22 protein-coding genes and 1 pseudogene are annotated in these 25,642 nt (G+C 35.9%); 1 reads left to right on the top strand and 22 read right to left on the bottom strand.

Annotation, left to right across the window (positions count from 1 at the left end; genetic code table 11):
- The 22 genes and pseudogenes from K6G87_RS09455 to K6G87_RS09350 all read right to left on the bottom strand — a co-directional run.
- Window positions 1-142, bottom strand: a pseudogene (locus K6G87_RS09455) (class I SAM-dependent methyltransferase); the annotation flags it as partial.
- Between the two features lie 200 nt (window positions 143-342).
- Window positions 343-996: a hypothetical protein gene (locus K6G87_RS09450; RefSeq protein ID WP_296836327.1), complete on the bottom strand. Its 654-nt coding sequence runs from the start codon at window positions 994-996 to the stop codon at window positions 343-345.
- Window positions 997-1,094: 98 nt separating this feature from the next.
- Window positions 1,095-1,439 (bottom strand): hypothetical protein, encoded by a 345-nt coding sequence (locus K6G87_RS09445; protein ID WP_296836324.1) that lies wholly within the window; start codon window positions 1,437-1,439, stop codon window positions 1,095-1,097.
- Window positions 1,432-3,492, bottom strand: a complete 2,061-nt coding sequence (locus tag K6G87_RS09440) for a hypothetical protein (RefSeq protein WP_296836321.1) — start codon at window positions 3,490-3,492, stop codon at window positions 1,432-1,434. The genes K6G87_RS09445 and K6G87_RS09440 overlap by 8 nt, the downstream gene beginning before the upstream one ends.
- 55 nt (window positions 3,493-3,547) lie before the next feature.
- Window positions 3,548-4,333, bottom strand: coding sequence for an ADP-ribosylglycohydrolase family protein (locus tag K6G87_RS09435; protein WP_296836318.1), 786 nt, complete (start codon window positions 4,331-4,333; stop codon window positions 3,548-3,550).
- 5 nt (window positions 4,334-4,338) lie between these two features.
- Entirely contained in the window at window positions 4,339-5,025 is a 687-nt protein-coding gene (locus K6G87_RS09430; RefSeq protein ID WP_296836316.1) for a vWA domain-containing protein, read from the bottom strand.
- Between the two features lie 120 nt (window positions 5,026-5,145).
- Window positions 5,146-6,249, bottom strand: a complete 1,104-nt coding sequence (locus K6G87_RS09425) for a macro domain-containing protein (RefSeq protein ID WP_296836314.1) — start codon at window positions 6,247-6,249, stop codon at window positions 5,146-5,148.
- Window positions 6,250-6,251: 2 nt separating this feature from the next.
- Window positions 6,252-6,818, bottom strand: coding sequence for an HNH endonuclease (locus tag K6G87_RS09420; protein ID WP_296836311.1), 567 nt, complete (start codon window positions 6,816-6,818; stop codon window positions 6,252-6,254).
- A 20-nt stretch (window positions 6,819-6,838) separates the two neighbouring features.
- Window positions 6,839-7,051: a hypothetical protein gene (locus tag K6G87_RS09415; RefSeq protein WP_296836309.1), complete on the bottom strand. Its 213-nt coding sequence runs from the start codon at window positions 7,049-7,051 to the stop codon at window positions 6,839-6,841.
- Between the two features lie 36 nt (window positions 7,052-7,087).
- A complete protein-coding gene (locus tag K6G87_RS09410) occupies window positions 7,088-7,999 on the bottom strand; it encodes a GIY-YIG nuclease family protein (RefSeq protein ID WP_296836306.1) in 912 nt (303 codons plus the stop codon).
- Window positions 8,000-8,041: 42 nt separating this feature from the next.
- Window positions 8,042-9,235: an AlbA family DNA-binding domain-containing protein gene (locus tag K6G87_RS09405; protein WP_296836305.1), complete on the bottom strand. Its 1,194-nt coding sequence runs from the start codon at window positions 9,233-9,235 to the stop codon at window positions 8,042-8,044.
- A gap of 23 nt (window positions 9,236-9,258) precedes the next feature.
- Entirely contained in the window at window positions 9,259-9,948 is a 690-nt protein-coding gene (locus K6G87_RS09400; RefSeq protein ID WP_296836303.1) for a phospholipase D-like domain-containing protein, read from the bottom strand.
- Window positions 9,930-11,702, bottom strand: coding sequence for a DUF1998 domain-containing protein (locus K6G87_RS09395; RefSeq protein ID WP_330669813.1), 1,773 nt, complete (start codon window positions 11,700-11,702; stop codon window positions 9,930-9,932). The genes K6G87_RS09400 and K6G87_RS09395 overlap by 19 nt, the downstream gene beginning before the upstream one ends.
- The gene (drmA, locus tag K6G87_RS09390; protein ID WP_296836300.1) at window positions 11,702-15,193 is read right to left on the bottom strand and encodes a DISARM system helicase DrmA; all 3,492 of its coding nucleotides are present in this window, start codon (window positions 15,191-15,193) and stop codon (window positions 11,702-11,704) included. Before drmA ends, K6G87_RS09395 begins: the two co-directional genes overlap by 1 nt.
- Window positions 15,194-15,211: 18 nt before the next feature.
- Window positions 15,212-17,938, bottom strand: coding sequence for a DEAD/DEAH box helicase (locus tag K6G87_RS09385; protein ID WP_296836297.1), 2,727 nt, complete (start codon window positions 17,936-17,938; stop codon window positions 15,212-15,214).
- A complete protein-coding gene (locus tag K6G87_RS09380; protein ID WP_296836294.1) occupies window positions 17,938-19,467 on the bottom strand; it encodes a site-specific DNA-methyltransferase in 1,530 nt (509 codons plus the stop codon). The genes K6G87_RS09385 and K6G87_RS09380 overlap by 1 nt, the downstream gene beginning before the upstream one ends.
- A gap of 11 nt (window positions 19,468-19,478) precedes the next feature.
- The gene (gene drmD, locus K6G87_RS09375; protein WP_296836292.1) at window positions 19,479-22,073 is read right to left on the bottom strand and encodes a DISARM system SNF2-like helicase DrmD; all 2,595 of its coding nucleotides are present in this window, start codon (window positions 22,071-22,073) and stop codon (window positions 19,479-19,481) included.
- A 21-nt stretch (window positions 22,074-22,094) separates the two neighbouring features.
- Window positions 22,095-23,348: a DNA cytosine methyltransferase gene (locus K6G87_RS09370; RefSeq protein ID WP_296836289.1), complete on the bottom strand. Its 1,254-nt coding sequence runs from the start codon at window positions 23,346-23,348 to the stop codon at window positions 22,095-22,097.
- Between the two features lie 22 nt (window positions 23,349-23,370).
- Entirely contained in the window at window positions 23,371-23,655 is a 285-nt protein-coding gene (locus tag K6G87_RS09365) for a helix-turn-helix domain-containing protein (protein ID WP_296836285.1), read from the bottom strand.
- 173 nt (window positions 23,656-23,828) lie between these two features.
- A complete protein-coding gene (locus tag K6G87_RS09360) occupies window positions 23,829-24,095 on the bottom strand; it encodes a DUF4177 domain-containing protein (RefSeq protein ID WP_296836282.1) in 267 nt (88 codons plus the stop codon).
- 2 nt (window positions 24,096-24,097) lie between these two features.
- The gene (locus K6G87_RS09355; RefSeq protein ID WP_296836279.1) at window positions 24,098-24,484 is read right to left on the bottom strand and encodes an HIRAN domain-containing protein; all 387 of its coding nucleotides are present in this window, start codon (window positions 24,482-24,484) and stop codon (window positions 24,098-24,100) included.
- 14 nt (window positions 24,485-24,498) lie between these two features.
- Window positions 24,499-24,813: a hypothetical protein gene (locus tag K6G87_RS09350; protein ID WP_296836276.1), complete on the bottom strand. Its 315-nt coding sequence runs from the start codon at window positions 24,811-24,813 to the stop codon at window positions 24,499-24,501.
- Window positions 24,814-25,126: 313 nt separating this feature from the next.
- On the opposite strand from K6G87_RS09350, the gene K6G87_RS09345 reads away from it, so the two are divergent.
- Entirely contained in the window at window positions 25,127-25,465 is a 339-nt protein-coding gene (locus K6G87_RS09345) for a hypothetical protein (RefSeq protein ID WP_296836273.1), read from the top strand.
- Window positions 25,466-25,642: the final 177 nt, after the last annotated feature.

Below are 25,642 nucleotides of genomic sequence, written 5' to 3'. Positions count from 1 at the left end.
AAACAGCCATAAGAAGTGGTTCAATATCCGTAATATCCATAATTGCCATATTAGAAACTGCTTTCGTAAAGGCTCGATTTCTTTTTAATTCTAATATACTTTTTCTATCGGTCGCATCCGCCACACAAAATTCAATTTGTCTTTTTTGATGTAATAAAAAAACTCTTATTTATACAAAAAAACGAGAGCGTTCGAATATATTTACGCTCCCGTCTATAACTCAACAATAGAATTCCTATTAAATTATAATTTGCACTTCCTTTCTAAAATGATATAAACAGCTTCAAGTACCCCCACTTGTTTCATATCATCATAGTACAGAAGCGCCGGTAATACATTATTTTAATAAAAGCCGCTTCGAACCTTATTATATACTTCATTAACAGCTTCTACATAACAAATAAAGGATGGATGGTCTTGATCATATGGCCTTTGAAGATACATATTTTTCTTATCTAAATATGTTTCCCTAACCATCGTCCAATAATCTGGCTTAAGATAGGCTTCCTTGTCTCTAAGGTCATGAGAATTAGGAACCTGATTCCAATACCACTGATCCATATTTACAAATCCTGTTTTACGATGAATTAATCGGTGTAGTCCATACCCATTCTTCTTCACAATACAAACATCAATATAAAACGGTGTCTTATTTCCTTTCTTAAACACCATCCTCTTTGTGGTTAATGCAGATGTTGAATCGTCACAATCATCCCAGCCATTACGTTCTAAGACTGTATCATATGCTTCTCTCACATCTTCCTTCAAATCAGATGCTTTTGAATAATCATCAGCATTAAGAATTAAAAGATTAAAATCGAAATCAATAGGCTCGTTAGCATTCTGCGTAATCATATTACGCTTCTTACTACCAACAACATTCATCCTGGCATCAATCTCATAACTTTTCAATTCCTGAACAAGCTGATTTACAATGTCCGCACAATCATGATAAGCACGAGCAAGGAAATCTTTGTCTTCTACCCAATGGTACATATTATACTCCTTTCACTTCCCCATGCCTTCCATCTAGTATCATCACTAAATCGTTAAATAATACCACATTTTTGATAACTTTTACAGCAAAATATAATTTACTTTTGTGGTAAACCTAGCTTCGTTGCCACACTATCACCTATTGCTACAACCTTATCTGACATCATTTTTTTACTTGGAATTAATAATGCATCTAATTCCCTAATACAGTTCTTTAAGTACTTCAAACTCGAATCAATACGCTTTTTAGACTGCTTTCCTTCTTTCGTCTTCGTATCTAGGCTATTAATTTCAGCTTCGATTTGGAAAACACAACTTTCTACTCCTGCAATAACTGGATTCAGCATTGGCAACATTTTATACTTATCTACAATTACAAGTTTGCTAAAAGTTAATAACTTAGCGCATTCATTAAGTGTAAATTTTTCTGAGGTCTTAGACATAACTGCAAAAAAGAGACGTTGAACTTGCCCCCGCTAACCCAAGCATTGCTCCTCCTCCAGTAAGAATCGCAGTACCTCCAGCCATTCCAAGTCCACCCGCAGCCAAAGCTCCACCGCCTATTGTTGCCAACGCAGCGTTTGTAGCTGCAGCTCCAGACAATCCCGCAACTGCTTCACCAGCAAGCACCACTGCTATTTCAGGTGCAAATGCCAAAGCAAGTCCGCCTGTTAATGCCGTTGCTCCAACAGTTGCAACCGCTCCTATTGCAACTTTTTTACCTGTTTCTTTTAGTTTAGATACATAGCTATTATAGGTTTTAGCTATATCATCAATCATAACCTTCTCAATCATTTTTTGACCTTTGGCAAACACATCATAAAGATATTTATTCGAATATTTTAATCCTTTAAATAAATCCTTATCGTTGTCAGTCAGTGGGTAATATGCCTGAAACAATACTAATTCCAAGGTCAAAAGATACAACCATCCCTTATTATCGGTTTCTGCATCAGTTAGATAAATTTCACCAAATGCTTTTTCTTCTGACATGAAATAATCATCGTCATCAATATCAAAGCTCTTCTTTGTTGCCACCTGCCAGCGTTTATACCACTCTTCTTTTATGAGCTTATGCTTGGCATTCTTCTCATGTTCAATATCATACTGAACAGAAAGTGACTTCAAGGAATACAAAAGCCGTGTCTGCTTGTCATTTAAAGTCAAAAACTTATAGCCAAATTTAAACCGGTTCTTCTCCAATTCAGCCTTTTCCTTCATATACTTATCATAAGCAGCCTTAACATCGTCTTTAATGTACTCAGCATCAGATGCACAGGCAAATACAAGCCTTCCGATTCCCACATAATTGACGGTCAAGAAAAACTCTTTGCAGAATACAGCTTTATTTCCTTTAGATTTTATTGCTGCTTTAACGGCGGTTCCTGATGTGTTAATTACAACAAATGTACCACTCGAAACAGTAATCATTCTTGTTAAAGATCTACTATTAAAAGGAATGAAATTACGTGGCTGTAGTTTATTCAAATCCTTAAGCGATGAAATATCTTTCTCTTTAACCTCATCTATAAACCTTCTTACCATATAGCAAGCACGAACCAAGCATTCATTTATTATTACTGGCTTAGCCTGATCTGCTACATAGTGACCTATTCCCATTTCAGTACGAAGATCAAACGGAATTGGATTGCCTGCTTCATCTTTTATAAGTGTTCCATTAAACAGTTTGGATACCCACTCAGAAAAAATCTTAGGCTGATTAATGTTGTCGGAATTTTTCTTTTTGAATATTGGCAAAGATGATAATTCTTTGATTGTGGCAAGCAAAGGACCTGGAATACCTGTGCCCCTTCCAGTACCATTTAATACACTTTCGCTGGAACCATCAAAATCACTTACCAGATGCCCAATCCAATTTATAGTTCCAAATAGAATCTTTTCAGAAAAAGTTCCACCAATAAAACCATCTTTTGTAATCTTCACATGAATGAGATTTCCTTGCGTATCCGTACCTAATCCTGTTCCGGTAAACTGCATGCCAATAGAACAAACGAGTCCTAGAATTGTTGGATGATGAGAAAAGTCTCGTAAATGATGTTGCTTCCCACCACCAAACTCATTAGTAAGAGCATCACCAGCCATAGGAAACTTTCTTTCAAGGAACTCAATAGCCCCCTCTAAATCGTCTTTCTTGTATCCTTGACTTTTTGCAAAAGCTTTTACAAGACTATCCGCTTTTTCATTCCCCCACTTATGAGCTTCATCCAACGAAAATTTCTTGCCCCAAAGCACACTTAACGCACCAGTCAATAGGCCACATGCTGCTGCAAGCTCATAATCAAGCTTATCTGCATTGGATAATGTAGGTTCGAACTCTGCTGCAATATTGTCTTCAACAAGTTCATTTGGAATATATTCAGAATAAACAATTTCTGATGTTCCAATTTCACCCACCAATTCCTTTGATGAAACTTGGATTTCATATTTAATATCCAGCGATTTATCCACTTCTTGCAGCAACTGTAATTTATTCATATCAACCTCACAAGAATATTCTTTCTACGATACATCAATTATATCAGAACACGATTTATGATTTCAGTATATCCCATAAAAAATCATCCAGCTGTTTCCTTAAAATCCCATCAGCATCTACATCTCCAAATCCATGATAATACTCCTCAGCTACACCACCAGCGATAGCTCCAAAGGTGTCTGAATCACATTCCAAGCTATAGATATTTCTCATGAAGCTCTCATAATCCGTGCTTTCATAGAAGCATCTCATAGCTGCAGGAACAGAACCTTGACAACTCTCATTCCACTTATAGCGAGGACGAATTTCACCCAAGCTATAACCAATGCTATACTCGTACTCATTAACTGGATATTCCTCCAGCACATAATCGTAAATTTCCTGCTTGGTCTTGCCGTGCTTTGCCATCCAAATGCAAGTTGCAGTAACTACCGCACCCTTTATTCCTTCAGGATGATTGTGAGAAACTACAGCTGTAGCCTCTGCCATGCGCTGCATCTCGTCATAGTCCTCATAATAATCGCCTACAAAGGCAACTCTCATTGCCGAGCCATTTCCCCAGCTATTATAAGGCTTATGTCTATTTCCATTTATCCAAAGGAAAAACTTTCCACCATAACCACAATATGGATATTGTCTACCTACGCTTACCATTGTATCTACTAAGTCAGCATCCTCAATGATTGCTTTTTTGATTGCAAGCATCATAACTGAATCATCAGTAAACTTTGCTTTTCCATTTGTCAGTAATGGTATATTTTTCCAATCAAGATTCTTTGGTCGATGGAATTCATATTGTGAACCAAGAATATCTCCTAATACTGCTCCTTTTATTGCCATAATAGTTATCTCCTCCCTTGCTTTTTTCCGCGCTTCTGATAATCAGCGTTAATTTCCTTATCCCAAGCACTATCATCAAGGCACCCATCTACCTCGCACAAACTCTCTGCCATCATTACTGAGCAAACTGCTTTGGAAACACCTGCATAAAGATTAGCTGTACCGATATCATCACAAACGTAATTCACTGCTCTGTCCTTGCGGATTCCGTACTTCTGAGCCTCAGCATAGGCATCGATGTTAGCACCGATAAAGATAAACTCCCAGCCGTATTTTTTTTGTTGGCGCTTAACCATCTTCTCAATCTTATCTCTGGAATACTTACAGCTTGCGTTCTCCATACCATCTGTAGTGATAACTACTATAGTCTTCTCTGGTCTGTCCTCTTTTCTAGCATACTTATGAACGTTACCGATATGATGAATCGCGCCACCTACTGCATCAAGAAGCGCTGTGCAACCTCTAACGTAATACTGCTTGTCAGTCATATTCTCAATCTTTTCAATAGGAACTCTATCGTGAATCACTTCGCACACATCATCAAATAGAACCGTTGAAACAACTGCCTTTTCTCCAATTTTCTTCTGCTGCTCCATCATTGAATTAAAACCACCGATTGTGTCAGACTCAAGACCTCCCATTGAACCAGATCTATCCAAAATATAAATAATCTCAGTATATCCTTTACTCATAATAATTTACTTCCTGGCATTTATTTGCCTCTCTGCAGCGAGGCATTTGTTATTTGATGATTAAATAATACCAATAGGCAAAAGAAAAAAGGTCAACCCGAAGGCGACCTTTGAAAATCCTTATTTTGACAATGGATCCAGACCATAATCAAATAAAACGATATCTATTTTTAATACATTATAATCCTCATGCTTAATGAAATATTCGACTATCACATCGGTTTGTGATATTGGAGAAAGTGCATACCCAGCAATCTTTAGAAAATCAATTGTCTCATCAAGATTCAATCTCAATCCGACAGCTAGTGCCAGCATCTTTTCCTTAGATGGTTTTACTTGCCCCTTTAGAAGTTTTGAAAAATACTGTTTAGATATATTCGCTGAAGCATATATCTCAGAATTTTTTAGTCCCTTTTTATTAATTAGTTTCTGGAGCTGTTTTTCAAACGAATCAGTGTATATTTCTTTTAACGCATCATCCAATGACTCTTTTTTTTGTGGAACTGCTCCGATGTATTCAGCAATCTCAGCAGAACACTCCTCTTCATCCAGGTGATAATCAGCTGCATCTTCAAATGTTAAAGCATCTGCAGATTCTATTCGATTTGTCCGTATAATATTCCCTATAAAGGAACCAACACGAGAAGAAGGCTCACTCGGTCTTAGATGCCTATACTCTTCCTTAAAAGCTGTCTCAACGTAACCATCATCAATATAGCTAGAAACGTCTCCGACTAATTCTCCAGATACACTTACAGAATCACTTCCAAAGACAACAAGCATGATTTCCATATCATGGTCTTCTAAGAATTCTGTAAATGAATCAACCGCAATTTGTATTCCTATTTTTTTAGGGAACCCATAGGAACCAGTGGATAACAATGGAAAAGCTATAGACTTACATTTCTTCTCATAAGCAAGATTTAGAGCCTTGTCATAGCATTTTCGCAAGATTTCCGGTTCATCCTTCTCGCCATTAATCCACCAAGGGCCACTAACATGAATAATGTACTTTGCTTTAAGATCAAAAGCATCTGTAATAGCAACTTCGCCTGGTAATAGCTGACCTATTTTCTTGCGAGCCTCAAGTAACTGCTCGTAACCTGCAGCTTTATATATGGCAGAGTCTACGCCATCACCAACTTTCACATTTGGATTAGCAGTATTCACTATGGCATCTGCTTTTACTTTTGTAATATCATTTCTGATTATTTGAAATGGCATAATCACTCTTCCTTTGTAGCATTATAAATCATCTGCTTAATTATATCCGAGGTTTCCTGGCATTCCTTCATCAAAGCAATTAGTTTTTCGTAATTACTCTTATGCTGTTCCCAAAGTTCAAAACCAACGATTTCTTCGACGTTAATTAACCGCGGTTTATACTTCTTTTCATACAGATGTAAACGTTCTATTCTTTGTTCTAAATCATTAATCCCGCGAGTTTTTGGTGATAATCGAGCATCACTGTTTATCCATTCCTCCCAATCTCGATTGCCCTTGCTTTGATTGCACTTGCCACAAGCCGGAACCAAATTATGAATTTCAGAAATATAACCAGTATGCTTTTTATTCTTGATAAGCGGATGAAAGTGATCCCACTCTGTATAACTGTCACCACAATAGGCACAACAAATGGTCTCCCTTGTCATTCCAAGAGTTTTTAAAGCTTCATTAATTTCTTCATCTGATGGCTCTATAACCGGAATGATTCCGTTTATAAATGCATTTGTAATACTTGACGTTCGCCCAACAATCTTGACTGGTGTAGGCATTCTAAATACATTTTTCATTGTAATATTCCTGCAATCCTCTACTCTTCCTTAAAAATCTTATTATCCTTATCGAAATAAACCCAATCCCCTTCATTAATATCCTCGGCTAACAAATCTGCATCTGCAACTTCCATATCAATCTCCTGCCCTGCTTCATCACGAAGTCGAAGCAGGACTTGCAACTGATAATCCTCGGGACGTTCCTCACAGCCAAAGTCCGCCGCTTGAATTCTCTTTACAATGTACTTCAAGTTAATATCTCTCTTTCTAACAATTCATCAATGCTGTTAGTTTCTATTAAGTCCCCACGTTGTATTTAATGTGCAAAGCTTTTGCTTCCACACCTTTTCAGCATCCAATGTAGCCTCTTTATCTTTAGCCTTATCACCGGTCTTATGGACAACCTCAAGAATACTATATTGGAAATCAAGATATGCCTTTGGATTCTCTTGTAAGTATTCCACGACACCTACATTCCCTTCTAAGTCTTCTTTAGTACCTCCGCCCTTGCCATTAGTCGTAGCATAGGTCTTCCATCTACCAAATAAGCCATCTTTTCCGGAAGCAGAACCAACATAGTATTTTCCAGTTTTTGAATCAACAACAAGATAAATTGCATAAACCTCTTTAAGCGCATTTGCTATTTCCTCATATTGATCCTCATTTGTCACATATTCCTGCATTGTTCTAAAGTCCCAAGCCACACGATAATAGCCTGGGAAAACATGCTTACTATCCGGATGAATAGAAACAACCAACTTCTTTTCTAACGCATCTCTAGAATACTGAACATAACTAATTGCTCCTGGCCAATCTATCACAAGTCTATCAATCAAATCTCTCATATAATCTGATAAAACCATTTTGAAATAAATATGTCCAGGACGATCATAAAAATCTTGATGTGGAAAGTCAGCCTTCTTGTTTACTTTACTTGCATCACAGCAACTAACAATCTCATAGCAACCAACAAATCTTGCGTAATTCTTGCCATCAGCGATAAAAGACAACACATACTTTTTATTCTTAAAAAAATCCACCGTTGGCTGTATGCTCTGATATTCTTCAAAGTTACTACGATCATATTTATCCCACACGTCACGGTTTTCTTTTTTATTAAATGCATGACGAATTGCAACCACATCATTTAGTTGCAATTTTGCAGAATTGATAATATCAATTAAGTTCAAAGTCCCCATCTCTTCTTCCTTCTTTTTTCAATTTTCACTACAAATATACAACTATATCATTCCCATAAATGAATAGCTTGAATGAAATAGTTCATCGAATAACACTTCTTCTGTATATTCATCACCAAGTTGATCAAACAGTTTTTTGTCAATCTGTAGGTAACCATAGCTTGGTATTCTGCAACCTGTAAAAATAATATTTCCCATCTGAAGTTTTCTTTCACGAAATTGAGGCCACTTTTCAAACGATTCCATTAATCCAGCGCTGAAATCTGGTCTAAAAGACTTTATAACATTTAACTGTTCATACTTAGATGCATAAACAAATTTTCCCCATAAATCAGGAAATAAAAACTCATATAAACCTCTATATGCACTCATAGAGGATATGACCGTATCAATCTTTACGCTATCATCCTCTTTCGCAATCAGGATACATCGTGTTTTAACTGCTCCGTCAGGATAAATAACCATACAGTTATTTATCCCTGCCTGTAACATAATCTCACTTTCCTCATTTCCAGAATTTCTAGTAACATTTCCATATGAAGCAACTAGTGTATTTCCCACTCGAAATAAAGATGAAATTCCTTCTTCTGAAAACTTGTCCAAAATATCATCTAATTTATATGAAAAAAAATCTTTATAAAAATTTAGATAATCGTTTGTAATTATTTCAAATCCCATATCCACAATTGCAACAATATTATTAGGAAAATCTTTTCTTTGAATGTTGATTGGTTCAAATTTAAGTCGTTGTTCTATACGTGTTTGTTGCTCCTGTGTTTTTCTATAGATTGCAGATAATCTATCAGAATTAACCAACTTCCTACATCCGGAAGATACCCTCTCAAATATCTCTCCCTTATTCGTAATGTATGGTGGTCTTGACCCTTCATCTACTTTAACAATTACTAGACTTTTTCCGTCAATAATAAATTTTCTTATATCATAGCTTGGCAGCGGTGTAATGCTATCACATATTAAATTCTGAATCCGTTCCTCTGACCACTCTCCACATCCAACAATATCTTTATTATCCGAAACACCTATAAAAATATATCCACCATAAGTATTGGCAAAAGCGCAAACTTCATTTGTTATTTTTTGATTCTTTACATCTGCATCCTTAAACTCAAAAAAGAAATTCTCATCATTATCTACTTCACCAGTAAAAGCTTTTAAAAATGTGCCAACATCCTCATTATTAAGTTCAAACCATCGCTTGTTATTAATATTTAGCATTATCCCCCCAATTTTTTTCTTTTTTAAACTCTTTTATATATATTCATCCTTATCAATTGATTTAATAGATTTTCAATCTGCTTCGCCTTCTGGCGTGAATCTACTAAAAATCCCATTTCAACATTTCCAGATAACCCATGATATGAAAGATTAGCTGATGAAACTAATGCTTTATTTGAGTCAACAACCAGAATCTTCGCATGAGAAGCAGCCATCTTATCATCAGACTGCTTTTCATATTCAAAGAATTGCAAATACTTTCCTTGGTACGCCAGCATCCTATCCAATGATTCCTTGTGTCTATCAATATCATTTACATAAAAGCGTACATAAACACCCTTCTGACTCTTTGCTATAATTTCATCAAGCATCCCAGCAAAATAGTCAGAAACTGAATATCCGGTCAGAAATATGCTCTTTTCAGCACTTTTTATTAACTGCTCTACTACATCTTTAGTTTTCTTAGCTTTAATCTTAAATGTATCTGGAGCCGTTACAACTAATTCAATCTTCTCAGAATTCTTTGCATTATACATCTCAAAGCAGAGACTAAGAATATCGTTAATTTCACCATCATTACAGCTTGGAAATTGCATCCTTAATTCTGCGATTACATCCACCAAAACAGAATCCGCTTCTCTTAGCGAATATGCATCAATGCTCTGTATAATTTTTGCAGCTAAATACTCCGCCTTTATACTTGAATTCCACATAATACTCCAACAAGCTCCTTGAAATAACCCATTTCCTCATGCTCAGGCAATGGAACAACCAACGCTCTATCCAGTAATCTGTTTCCATTTTCGCACGCTGTTTCAGATATCATTGTACAAGAATGACATGCAGCGCCATTAATCCTATCTGACGTAGGATTCTTCATAAAGCACTCAGGATCCGTTGTGCATGTTAATCCATTTTCTAAGGCTCCTTTTAATAAAGGAATCAGTTTTTCCATTGAACCAAGTTCGACCAATCCACCTAATGAACCTTCCTTATCTGCAGCCCCTGTATAAATAAGTAATCCACACATTTTATCACTGCTGTAAATACGTTCATGTAATGCAGATGAAGAATACCCAGATTGGATAGCCATTTCTTTAATAAGCATATGGGACAAAGTATGCAAAAGCACATACTCACCATTTCTAGGCTTAAAGTTTTCCCATCCTTTTCCCTTACAATAATCTTCATAACATGATTGATACTTCTTAGAACGTTCACTTACCTTTTCATTCTGAAGCCACTTATTAATGGTATCTCTATTAAACTCAATAAAAATACCTTCTCCATTTATCTCAACTGCTGGCAACCATTTTTCCGAACCAGCTGATTTAAGCTTTACCACGTGCTTTTGATCATCTACATCAGGTTCTGGCATTTCTAATCGTGAATAACCAAGAAGCACTCTAACCTCACGAAGTCGATGTATCTTAATCACACGTGAAAAATATTTTTTCAGACTTTCTTTTACATCAACTTCTTCAGCTTTAAAATACTTTACATCATGCTGAAACTCTACTTGCTGATGATGAGTAATGGTATTATATTCCATCTCTTTAAGTTCAACATAGTCTCGAATATTCTGTTCTAAACGCTTATAAGCTTCATCAAATTCTTTTCTAGTAAACTTACCTTCAAAGAATTTTTCATATCCCTTTGTCAATCCATCATCTTTGCCTAGGACATCAATCAATAATTCAATTTCTTTTCTATGTTCGGCGACTAAATCATTAATTGGATTAGTCCATGGTGGAATTGAAATAGCTGTTCTAGTAACTGGGAAATAAACATTTGATGCGCCACGCTGGCTTGGCACCAAAGCTTTTTTACAAATTTTTTTAGGTGCATTTGGTCTTTGTGGATGGTTCCCTGAACAGTTACATCCGCTAAAGTTTTCCTTTTGCATTGCGCCGCTCATACGTCTTTTAGCTCCACAGTCACATTGAACCTCTAACTCAGCAAGTGATGATGTCGTTCCAAAAGAAAGTAAATGCATCTTTTCCTTACAATCTGTCTTGCCATGATGAACCCACCATCGCCATGGGAAATCATCCATATGCCCGTCTTCACATATCGATATAAATCTCGCAGGATACGCTTGAAAACCACAATCTGGGCAAGAAGCACTACCTTGGCGCTGTTTATATTTATCTACATATAGCGGATTCTTTAATTCTTCTCGAATATCAAAAATCCTTTTACACCTATCATTTGTACATACATGCATATAAGGAAATGAAGCAACAGGTATATTCTCCTTTCCTTTTGTGCTTGGCATATAAAAATGCCTTACATTCATAAATGATGCAAGTCGAGCATCTCTTATTTCAAGACCAATATTATTGGCATTCCAATACTCTATATCAAGGACGGTAAGTGAATCATGTACAGCATCCATGATTGAACCTGGTCCATATGTTGTAATAAGCTGATTTGGTCTGATTTCTCCAAGTTTCTTTTCAAACACTATACCTGTCCTCCTTCCTCATAAAGATATACTGTTGACGACTGTTCAACATCACGCATCGAATTAAGCGTTGGCTTTTCTTTGTCTGATGACAACTGTCCATAATAACTTAAAAGTCTCTTGTTGTTTTCAGTATTAGCCACAAAGTAGTATAGATTATCATCTTTAGCAATCTCTTTCCAAGTACTAATAAATGCATCCATATCCTCTTCTGCAGAATCATAAGACGATGGCGCTACAACGGCTACTCGATCTAATACTTTCTGTTTGACTCTATTAAGCTCTTCTTCAGATATAGTGAGTATATTTGAAGCCCCTTTGTTACCGGCCATTATTTCCGTTTGTAATCTAAGAATCGATACCACGAGGGCATGAAGAACTCTATCACGCGCTCTTGCCGCAAATGGAGTTGCCGTTGTTCCTTCTACATACCGATACATCTGAGAATGGAAACCAACAAAGTTCTCATAATTCGATAGATCCCTTGGCCTATATGGATTGTAAACTGTAAAAATCATTCCAGGATACTTTCGTCCAACACGGCTGGTAGCCTGAATATATTCAGAGTTCTGCTTAGGCTGTCCAACAACAGCCATTAAGCCCAAACGGTCAACATCCATACCAACAGCAATCATATTGGTTGCAATAACAACATCATAGCAAGTCTGGCGCTCTTTACCTGGCACAAATGGTTCAGCGAGCTTCTCAAGTATTTCTGCAATCTGATAAGACGGAATTCTAGAGGTAATCTCCTTCTTTCCATCAAATCCTAAATATCTCTGTCGTGCATTTTTATATTTCTTTTTTAAAACTTTAAGACGGCTGCTAATATCGTCGTCTAAAAGTCTAACAGCACCACCAAGTTCTCTAATAGAGTTAAAATAACCTACAAGTGTATAGTATGGGTCGACATAGTTCTGATACTGCGAATCCTCCGAAAGAATAAATGCCTCTTGCAATAGTACAGAATACAGTCTTATAAGTGTTGTTTTAACAGATTGCCCACTAGCGCAAACTCCAACATACTGTCTAAAAGGCTTTTCCCCTTTCTTCAGCATCTCTTTGATATCAGATTCGTTCAGTTCGCTTATATCCTTTGTAACTAAAGGAACTTCGCGGATAAAATAAGAATCTCTCGTATCGAATCCACTAGGTGGGAATTGTGCATAGTTTTCTCTAGCATACAGACATTTTATCTGCTCACCAGCATTCTTTATTGTCGCTGTAGATACAACATACTTAGGACGAATCTTCCTTCCTTCTCTTTCGATACAGCACATATCCTCAACGACAGTTTCATAGCCACCATAAATCGTACCTAAAGGTCCGGATATTAAATGTAACTCATCTTGGATAATCAATTCCGGTGGATAAAATGGCTTACAGGCTTCAATAACACATGGCTCTAACCCATTTTTTGTATCCTTGTTATGACGCCTTCCTACTAATTCTTTATCATATCCTATAGCTTGGTAGCCATGCCTTGGGCAATAACGATCAGTTCGACCAAACAGTAATCCCACTTGTTCAGACCATGGTAAACGCGCAAACTTATCTACCGTCGAAATTATAACCGTAGGACATTTTGCATATATCTCTTCATCAACAAGATACACCGGTATTGTTTTTCCATTATGTTTAGAATACTTACAATTATCATTTGAGCAGGTAATCTTTACTGAATGAAGCTTCGTATTTATCTCATAATTACTATTGTTAATTACACGTCCACAATATGGGCATCTAATAATTTGTTTCGTTACTTTGCGAATAAACTCTTTTCGCTGATATTCATCCTTTTCGTAATCTTCAAATTTGTTTGGTGTTACACCACCACCAACCCAAAATCCAATTGAAATTGGTGTTTTTCCAAATTCAGCATTACCTGTCTTTTCACTTCGTTCTCTTAAATCTTCCATCGCAACAATAAGTTTTAGAAGACGATCTCTTTGCTGCGTTGTAAGAAGTCTTAGTGTGTAACGCAGAAATACGGTTACTCCGCCATCTTTCTCATACTCGTTCTCATCTTTTGCTGTCAACCGACGATAAGCTATAGTAAATGCTATAAGGCCTAAATATGCTTCTGTCTTACCACCACCAGTTGGGAAATATAGCAAATCAACTATTTCTCTCTCATCAGACTCTGCATTCATCAATCCCTTAATGTTCTGTAGAATAAATGCAATCTGGAACGGTCTCCATTCACTATGATCTTGTTTCAAGCCCTTTTCAGGAATATCTCTCATATAGTCACTAAGACTGCATGGAATACCTCTGCCACAATCCTTTGAGTATGCTGTTATACTTCGCTGAAGATACATTGCCTGGTTCATAAACGTAAAAGCCTTAAAAGCCTTTTCATCGTTTTCCACCAAACTAATACCCTCGTTCATCCTGCGAAGTGATTCTTCACATCTACGAATAATCTCTTTACCAGTATTTTCAAAGCTTGAATCCTGCATGTCAGGACTTTCTTTTAATTCATTCTTAATCCAATCGCCGTAAAGAGCTGTTAATAATCTAAGATTGGCAACACTTACCTCTTTCTTCTTAGGTGAACCAAGCTGTAGCATTGAAAATGCATGATCTGGCACATCAGAAACTTGCGCACTTACACTAGGAATCTCGTGGTCTGGAATAAAAGAAGATGTTATTAAATAAGCATTCTGTTCTTCTTCATGCTTATTCCACATGGCTGCACATCCACGGCCTCTGGCATAAACAGGTCGTCCCTTGTAATAATATTCATCATCAAGCTCTTTCTTTCTACAAATATACTCTGGAGTAAATATAGATTCTTTACTTGGTGATGAAACATGTAATTCAACCTGGAACATCACATGCTCATACTCTTTTTCGCCGCTACCTTTATCATTATTATGCAGGTATACTGACACCATTTTATATCCATTATCAAGTGGCATCTGGATCACATATAGATAAACATGTGCATTAGTTTTAAGAGTAATCTTTTTAGCACGACCAATCTCAGTCATACTTATATTTACAGTTTCACTTTGCTGAACACGAACATATACTTGACGCTTCTTTTTTTTCTTATTTTCAAGGTCTTCCTCTAGTGTTTCATCAACCACTTCACCATCCCCGACTTTGTCAGCAACGTAAGTTCCCCATAATACATCCACACTTACTTCTTCAGTATCTGCTCCAATATAAAATGATACACCAATAGAGGATGGTTTCTTAAAACCACCCTTTGCTGTCTCTTCGGGTTCATCATCTTCAAGTACTACTGATTCTGTAGCATTACCATCTGAATCTAGTCTACCTTCTGTAAACTCGATATCATTGTAATTTTCATCCTCAGTTATTGCAGAATCTGCTGGATATAACATACCTGTTATATAACTATTTGTTGGAAGCTCTGTAAGTGCCTCATCTTCTGCCGTAGGACCAATCAAATCCATACGAACTGCATCAAGCATTTTCTTCCTTACTTGTGCATATAAATAGTCGCTACGCTCCGCCATTATAACCTCCCAATTTTTCTAGTCTTCTAAATTCTTTACCTCCGCTGCTAAACCAGCTACATATTTCAAAGTGTTTCCAATTTTAATGTCATCTCCAGGAACAAGACGATATTTCCACGCTTTACCATCTGCATCAACTTTTGAAGCACATTCACACCATTTAACACCGGCACGAGCTTTCTCTTGAACATCATCATTATTAACCTGGTTAGCAGCCTTTACTTCAATCATATATTTACAATCCTTTGTCTCAACCAAGAAATCCGGATTGTATTGCTTACCCGCCTTATAGAACAGTCCGAGCTGATTAAGTGGTGGTTTGATAAATCGAATAACATCTTCATCATCTTCTAAGACAACAGATAATCGTCGCTCATCATCACTATCAAAAGCATTCTCTGAATAATAGGACTTAGTATATCCTGTAAACAAATAGTTTTTAATATTCTTTTTGTCAGCAACTTCCTTTTTATAATCCAGCTTGCTTTCAGTATTCTTAAGCTTTGTCTTTGCAAAAGAACCAAATACAATTAAGTCCTGCTGAACGTTATAGACAAATTCTGTATGCTCTTCTTTTGACGCATATATCTGTTTTCTTAAATCGTCTACAATTACAGTTGCATACCTTCTTATGATTTTCTTTTTTGTTTCCTCATCTCCATCTATTAAGTTCAAATACTGATTAACTACATCAAGAATAAAATCAGCATCGTCGTAACTAAATTCAGGAATACCTTCCAATAGAGAGCAAGCTAGTGTATTTACCGGATCATCGACCATAAGTGGATCAGCATCGAGTGTCTGGAGCAATTTGTTGTTCACTGCATCATAGCGTTCAATTTTAGAAGCAGCCACTTCAAAATCTTGAATACTACGCTTTACCGTAAATGGTTTGAAATCTACTGTAGAGCTGTAACTAATTCCAATCTTTGGCACAGAAATAGCCACCTTTTTTAATTCCTCAAACTTCTTTACAAAAAGCTCTTTTACATACAGTTCTGGCACATTAGCTTTTTTCTTGTTCCAAGATTCAACAAGAACCTCTCCACTAGGCTTATCATTTATTGACTCACTTGTAGTTTGTTCATTCTGTCCTGAGCCTTGTTTAGTATCAGCTCCCTCCACACTACCATTTTCTGATGCAATATAATCAAATAATGTCATCTGAGTAACAGAATCATCCTCTTCTTGCTTCTTTGGCGTTGCTTTTTTTACATAAGCCTTCTGATATTCTTCATATAACTTATTAATATCGTCAGCGGATGTTACACTCTGGAAAGACTTAACATTTGCATTCTTAAGTGCATCATCAAACAGTGATAACTGTTCTGTTTGGACAATAGGTTCTACTTTCACAGCTTCGGTTTCTGGAATATCTTCATCATCAAGGTTTCTCTGTTTAAAAATAGGATTTTCTTTAATATCATCAATAATCTCTCTGTAGTGATCATGTGCAACTATATCAAGAGTATCAATCTCTTCCACACCAGTTATTTCACCAAAAGGCAATCTTAACCCTCGTCCTATTGTCTGAAGGGCTAAAATGTCACTCTTAGCTGCATTCAATGGGATAATAGTAAATAGATTATTTACATCCCATCCTTCTTTCAATTTATAAACATGTAATACAATCTCAACAGGATTTGTATTCTGCTCAATCGTTAAGAGTTTCTGAATATTTTCTTCAGTCTCTTCGCCTCTAGTACTTGAATCAATCTCAATTACTTTTCCAACATAGCGTCCACCAAAGAAAGCATCCGAATCGATCTTTTCTTTTATCTTCTTCGCATGCGTTGTATCTTTACATGCCACTAAGACAATAGGCTTTACTTGTTCTAACCCATTGTCTACACAGTACTTATATACAATTGCTTTTCTTCTCTCATGAAGCTTAATACCATCTTTAAGCTTCATTTCCTCAATATCATCTTCTGAATATCCTGCAGTATTAGTTCGACCCATAACTACAGGTATTTTCAAAAATTTTCCAGCTCCCTGCTCTAAACCATATCTAAAAATAATATTTTTGTTTGTTGATTTTGGAGTTGCAGTAAATTCCAATCCTAAAACTGGATTTAAATAGTTAATTGCCGTTTTGGATGCTGGTGCATAATACCTATGCGCCTCGTCCATGCAAAATACAAGATCATCAAATGATTTCAACACATCTGCAAAAGAGCCACCCAAATTTTCGTTAAATTTGTGGAACTTAAACTCCAAGTCTCCACGGGTAAAAATCTTAGATATGTTAAAGATAAAAATCTGAATTTCTGAAGTCTTTTCAATCTGTAACTCACTTTGAACATATCTAACAGGATAAGAAAGATAGTTTTCACCATCGTATACCTTCGGTCTACCCATCTCTGCTTCTAAGCCTTTAAACATATACTTTGGATGTCCAGGTACTGTTTCACGACGCATCTTGTCATAGATAGTGTTACCTGGCGCAAGAATAAAGAAGTGCTTGTATCCCTTTGTCTTGTATAAATAGTAAATACAAGCCCCCATTAATCTTGTTTTTCCAATACCAGTTGTCATATCAAAACAAAATGAAGGAAAATCAAATTCCTTATCAACCGATATCTTATGAGGTTCTTGACAATTCTCCGATGCTATCTTTTCTGCATCAGCTTTTGCAGCTGTTTTATATTCTAGTTTTGAACTAATATCATCGAAACACTTTAAAGCCTCATATTGAGGATCACGCAGGCTCATAGCCCATTTTATTTTTTCTACAGAGCTCATTAATCCTGCACCTCACTTTCATAATCAAAACTGCATTTATCCAATAAGTCTTTTGGAATCTTCTTAACTTCAACATTTTCTGGAAGCATCATATCTGCTTGATTCTTTTTGCAATAAATCAAAACACTTTGGTTTTCACCCACATTTTTCATCAAAGAAACAATATACTTTGAATTAACATACTCTTCGGTAATATGGATAAATCTGTTTTCAGAGGAATGCCCTTGAAAATCTCCATCCGGAAAATACTTATATCCCTCAATCTTGCAAATAGCTTCACATACCATTTCCCAAGTGTATTTAGGATTTATTTGATATACTGGCAAGTATTTATTTCTAATTAGTAATGGTTCTGCTAATTCGTAAAATCTGTAACCACCACCACCATTCCAATTAACGTTTTTACTAATTCCGCCTTGCTCACCATCTATTACTTTGTCTATTCTAACTTTGCAATGAGTGTAACAATGCTCTCCTAATTCTATTCCAATCCATTTCCTTCCTAATTTCTGAGCCACAGCAATAGTTGTACCAGATCCCAAAAAAGAATCCATTATTAAGTCACCAGGATTTGTAGCAATATTAATAATTCTTTCTATGAGTCGTTCTGGTTTTGGTGTCGCAAATGAATTATCTCCAAATAACTCGTTTACTTCTTTCTTAGCTTCTTGTGTATGTCCTACATCTTTATTAGTCCACCATGTCCAAGGCACTATTCCTGTATTTTCAGATAGGTACGTTTTTTTCCTTGGCACACCTTTTCCATCTTTACCAAGCCAAATTCTTCCTGCAGCTATTTCTTCCTCAAGTCGTTCTTTTGTAAATCTCCAACACAAATTTGGAGGTAGTGTAATCTCTCGTCCTGCTGGTGTTACAAAAGTGTAGAATTGATCTTTGGTACCATGCCCAGCTTGTGCAGTACAATCAGTAGACGTCCATGGTCCTCTAGGATCATTATCTGGATTTTTGTAATTCTTTGCTTGTTCAGGACTTAAGGATAGTTTGTTTCGCTTCTTTTTAAACTCATCATAATCCTTTGCATACACTAGAATATATTCATGTCCGTCACTTATAGCTGCACGCATATCTGGCGATGTTCTCTTCTGCCAAACAATCGATGCTACGAAATGATTTCTGCCAAATAGCTCATCGCATAACACTTTCATGTAAGCCTGTTCATCATCATCAATACTAATCCATAGACTTCCATCTTCCGATAAAAGTCTCCAAATGATTTCTAATCTAGGTTTTATCAAACTAAGCCATTGGCTTTGCTCAAGATTATCATCATACTCTTCAAAAGCACTTCCTGTATTATATGGTGGATCTATATACACACATTTAATCTTACCCCTGAACTCATCTTCAAGTGCTCTTAATGCTAAAAGATTATCTCCATGGATAAGCATATTCTCTGCATTTTTTTCACCATAAGATTTGTCCTTATCTTCGATAAGAATTCTTGGTTCAAGATTTTCTTCTTTATACTTATTTACCCATGTGAGTTCAAGTTTCCCTTGCTTTTCCATCTGCTTAACTCCTAAAATCTAATAACTACCTTTGCAAACAATTTAGGCATTATATAAAGCTCATTTTCAAACTCTTCTTTCATGTTGTTAGCTTCAGCTTCTAATTTTCCAAAGGTCTCATGAAAATTTTGTTCTTTCAAAACTTGTTCCTGTTTTGCTTGCTCAATTTGTTTCTTTAACTCTATTTTCTCTTTAAATCGGTTTTCATTTTCATATTTTTCTGTGAGTTCATTGATTAATGAATCGTCCTTTATACTTAAAATACACTCTTCTTTTCTTAAGGACAGCCAATTATCAACACGCCTTTCATTTGCTTTAATCAGCTGATTATTAGAATTCATATATTCTTGATCAAGGTATTTTTCAACTCGATCTATCAATGTGCTTATTTCGGAATTATCCGGTGTGGCATTTACCAACTCATCATCAATAAGAGTATCTTTAAGTTCTCTGATAAGCCCGTCTTTAGCCGCATATATCTTTCCTTCACTATCAGCAATCTGAAATACTGAATTTATCAAATCATTCTTCTTATAGTAGCCACCGACAATCAAATACCCATGCTCTATCCCTGGTATCGTGATACCATTTCTTACCTCATAGTATTTTGGATAAGTGCCCTTTTCATGGTCTATTTCAATAGCATTCCAATATTCATCTTGTTCTTGATATTCTTGAATCTCTGAAAGAATTCGTTCAAATTCTTCCTTATGTTGTTCTGGAGCCTCTTTAATGATAATTGCTTTTAACTGCTCCATTTTTTTATTACGTTTTTTATCCAACTCTTTTTCTAAAGATTTAAATTCTTTTGTAAAATCGTTAGATGTCTTACATTGTTGATATATATGTGAAACTCTTTTTTCAAAGTCACCACCGCTTTCGAGCAATCCTATTGCTCTATCAGATGCACCAAATACACCTTTGAACAACTCAAACTTTTGTGAAAGAATCTCGTATACTCTTCTATCCGCAACATTCTGAGTATTTAAAAGATTAAATACAACTACATCATTCTTTTGACCATATCTATGGCATCGCCCTATTCGCTGCTCAATTTTCTGCGGATTCCATGGTAAATCGTAATTAATTATTGTATTACAAAACTGTAGGTTCAATCCTTCAGAGCCAGAATCAGTCACTAGTAGAATCTTATAATCTTCTTTAAAAGCCTGCACAATAGCATTCTTTATTTCAACATTCCTGCTACCAAGATATTTCCCAAAATTCTTAGCCTTCCAAGCTTGATACAATTTCTTTGTTGTATCATCACTAGTCGAGCCATTGAATTTTAGAATGTCACCTTTATAACCTTCTTTTTCTAACTCGTCATAGATGTATTGCTGAGTTCTCACAGACTCTGTGAAAATAACAATCTTCTGCGCAATCCCTTCATTCTGTTGAAACTCAAACGCTTTTCTGACAGCTGTCTTCAAGGCTGTCATCTTAGCATTTTTAGTAATCGATTCAGCTGTATTTATTATTGCATCTATTTCATCAATCTCATGCTGAATAAACTCATTTACTCTTTCTCTTGGATATAATTCTTCTTGTTTATGCTCAGAGGTGTCTTCTTCCAATTCATCGTCATCAAAGAAACTAAAGAAAAAATCCAAACTTTCTTCAACACTTTCTTCGCGTGTGGTTTCTTTTAGAACTACTAATCTTTCACGAAGTACTTTAAAAGTATCTGCAACAGCCATACTGGATGATGCAAGAAGCTTTCTAATTACTGAAGTAATCAATGTTCTATGTGAATTAGGAAGCGCAAAAAGTATTTCCTTCTGCAGATAATTATTTATCATCATATAAAGCTGTACTTCTGGAAGAGAAAGCTCAAAGTCTACTGTCATTTCCTTTCTTTCTGGAAATTGAATATAGTCCGAAACTTCTTTTCGAAGTGTACGTTGAAGAACAGGCATAACCTGATTCTTTAAATCTTCATATTGCTCATTTTTAATGTAGCGTTCTGAAAAAACAGCTTTGCTATAAAAGATTCGTTCATCAATAAACTTAACCAGTCCAAATAAATCCAATAAGCTATTTTGCATAGGTGTAGCCGTAAGCATGAGCTTCGGAATATTTTTAGTCAACTCAAATAGATTATTGGCCATTATAGAACCATTTTTATGAATATTTCTTAGCCTATGTGCCTCATCGAAAATGCAAAAGTTCCAAGCAGTCTTTAGAAATTCCATCTTTCTTCGTGACGCAAAATTATAAGAAACAATCACAACTGGATTTTTCTTTCTTACGTATGTTTTATATTCATCCCAATTACTACTATCTACTATTAGTGAATCAATACTAAATTTCTCATCCAATTCTACCTGCCACTGTTTTCGAAGGTTTGAAGGCATAATTAAAAGAATTTTACAGTCACCACTATTAATGAGATACTTCAACACCAATCCAGCTTCAATAGTTTTACCTAAACCAACTTCATCTGCGAGAATTGCTCCACCCAGTTTTAGGGCAGCAAGAGAAAACGTAAAAGCCTCAATCTGATGAGGATTCACGTCTATATCCGCCGATGTTAAACATCTATATGGATTATTATTCAGTTCTTGTTGCTTTATCTCAGCATATGTAGCTTCAACAATCCCCACTGAATCATCTCCTAAGTCAATTTATAACTGTTTCTTAAGCTCCTCTGCGATAACTTTTGCCATCATAGGCGGAACCGCATTTCCAATCTGTTTGAACTTTTCTCCACGATTTCCTTCAAAATAATAATTATCAGGAAAAGTCTGTAATCTAGCCGCTTCTCGAACAGATATAGATCTACACTGATTAATATCTGGATGTATAAAATAATGTCCATCCTTCGAAAGATGTGCTAAAACCGTATGGCAATAATGGTGATTTCCTTCTACTACTTTATATCTATCTAAAAAAGATGTTTTATTTCTATGTGTTATTAAATCTGCTGGTAAGTCCGTATATTTCAATCGTTCTCCATTATTCCAGGCCTGTATTGCTAAACGATATATTTCAACATCCCTAGGGTTATTAGGTCTAACAACATGATGTGTTAATACATCATTTCTTGTACGAATATTGTTCCTTCTAACGTACGTACTTGCTTGATTAAATGGCAAATATACTCGTTCCTCATGGCCACGTTGAACTGGTGGCAAATCGCAAAGCAAATCATTTACCAACGCATTAGAATTGATAATCGGGAATTTGGGATAAAAATGGTTAGTTCCTTTTCTCCAGCCAATAATGATTATTCGTCTTCTATTCTGAAGCGTTCCAAAATCCTTTGCATTTTGTTCCTTCCACTCAATTTCATACCCGACACGTTTTAACTGAGCCTGAAGATTTCTAAATGTATCTCCACCATTAGCTGATTTTAGTCCGGCAACATTCTCAAACACGAACATTTTAGGCTTATATCTGTTCAAAAAACGTGTATACATCTTATAAAGCTCATTCCTAGGATCTTCCTCCATCGGAATATTCATATGACTACTCTGTGCTCTACCAACAAGCGAGTATGCTTGGCAAGGTGGCCCACCAATTATTAAATCAATATGTTCAATGCCATCTTCCTCTATTATTTCATCAACACGTTCGAAAATAGATTTAAGTGTTTTATTCGACATTTCCATATTAATAACTGTTTTGGTGACCTCTAAAGGTATCTTCGCAAAAAGCTCTTCACGTGTTATCTCACCACGTTCATACCTATAATAGAGACGCATGTTATTTGTTTTTTGCAAATATAAAAATGCAGCTCTTGTCTCAAGTGTCTGTGCTGCAGCTTCATTCATTTCAATGTGCGCAATGGGATTAAAGCCCGCCTGAACAAACCCCTCAGACAAACCACCAGCTCCAGCAAATAAATCAATAAAATTTAGTTTTGTATCAATAAACATATCTTCGATGTCCTTACTTTTGTTATTCGGAATATTTGTTCAACTTTGCTTCAGTTTTTCTGAAGTCTTCAACCATTAGGATTCCCTTTTCGAGTAGTAAATATTTCCCTCGCGTTTCTAAGGCAATGTATCCATTTTCCTGTAAGTCACCGATTAACGAATTTACTTTTGCTTTTGACATACCAAGTGCTTCACTTATCTCCTGTTGAGTAAGCGGAATAACCTTCTTATTTAAAACCAGAGTCTGATTATCATAAAGAAGCTTTAATAGTTTGTACTTGTCATTCAAAAATAATTCGATTCCCATATATTATCCTCTTTTTTTGAAACAAAATTACTCCAGTAATATCATAACATATGTGAATCAAAAACTAAATCTTAAGTTCTAAAAATTTAGAATCTAACTTCAATAATTTTATTTTTATCATTGATGAAAAATGCAGATTAAGGGAAGCAGTCGCTCCCCTTAATAGTTTGTATTTATAACACCTTCTCAAACACCATCGTAGCTTGTATCTTATCGCCTCCCAAAAATCCCTTCGAACCAGACGATGTAGTCGATATCGTATGTAATCTGTATCCATTAGCTGCCTGTTCATTGATAGTACGTTGTAAATTCGTAAGGCTTGATACTCCTGATCCCGTTCCAATGAACTTCTCTGTAAGTACAACCTGCACTACTAAATACATGTCGCCTTTCTTTCCTTCTGCTGCAATTGAACCTGCGTCAAATCCAAATCCTGCCATAATTAATGTTCCTCCTCATACTTTGTTCCAAGTTTAATTTCATTTGCATCTTCATCAATCTTAGGTGAAGGAATTCCACCGCAAGCCTCACGAGTTTCTTCAATAACTTTACAGATTGCTCCTCCAGGAATGACATAAACAATTTTAGCTTTCGCCTTCTTGCCAATCTTGTCATAAAGTCTTCCAGCACTCATGGTGTCGCCCTGAACCGTATAAGCGCTGTTAGCTACATAGCCAACTTTGCCTATTCCCTTCATCTTGACCATAATAGCCTCGGCATCATACTCATTCTTAGGCTCTTTCTTGAGCTTTACCTTCATCCCCTTCTTCATGAAGTCATTACCAAAATAGTGATTACATCCTGTTAATGTGAAATACTGCTTTGCCATGATGAATACCTCCTTTACTCTATCTCATCATCTTTTCCAAAATACTTTTCCCGAATTTCTTTAGGAAAGTAATCTGCCGGTTCTACATACGTTAGTTCTTTTCTTAGTCGTGTTTCTTTGATTTCATCTTCCCCTTTCATCAAAAATTGAGGCAATTCGAGAAATGATCCATCTTCTTTAGAAACCACTATTGCATCGTGCCCATAGCCACCAATGTAGTTTGCATCTTCCTCAGCTGTAAACATGTATGCTGTCTCGTATTCAACGCAAGTATCAGCATTTGGTTTCCTATGTTTTCCAATCTCCAAAGCTTCCTCATATGTAATCATTACCATCTCCTCCTTCCACGGCGACCGCCGCCATTGTTCATTTTCATAAGTTCTGACAACACTGCAAATGGGAAAATCAATATACATAACACAACTAACATGGCTTTTACCTCCTGAATAAGTTGGTTGCTTTCTTTCTATGATTAAATAATAGCAGCTTAACTGTCCCAAAATAGGGACAGCATCGCGAAGTCAGTATTTTCAAGACTTTACGGCTTATTGGAACCATTTTTTTGCAATAACAATCGCAAAAGTTATCGTATTTTTGACACATTTATCCTTTATAATATTCATTTATTATTGGAGAAAGCATATGAGCGCTAAAAGCCGTGATGTTATTATTTACAACAACTTAACAGAACTTATTAACAAGATATCTGTCCCAAAAAACTATCATGTCCTTATAGATGGAATTATTCAGGGAAAGGAGTCTAAAGTAATCGCTGAAGAACTTGGATTAACAAGAAAACGTGTGTACCAAATGTATTGGCAATATGTAAAATGGTGTATGGATTATACTGATATGATGTATCACGAAGATTTCCCTCCTATATCAAGAGAAGAATATTATATATTTCGAGAATCTCATAGAGGCTTAACCTATCAAGAAGAATTAGAAGCATTAAAACAATATATTTTATCTAAACAGTAAAAGAACCGGTCTCTGATTGAGACCGGTTCTATGCATTACAAATTCACCATTCATCCGTTTCAAGATTTTCCTCGAAAGAATTCAACACAGTATCAATTGCATAAACTAATTCCTGGTAGTGAGCTCTCTTTTTATCATCTTCCTCAGTCTTCCACCAGACAATAATGTCATCTTGAT

The sequence above is a fragment of the Butyrivibrio sp. genome (assembly GCF_024699075.1).
This window is presented reverse-complemented; position numbering and strand designations above follow the sequence as displayed.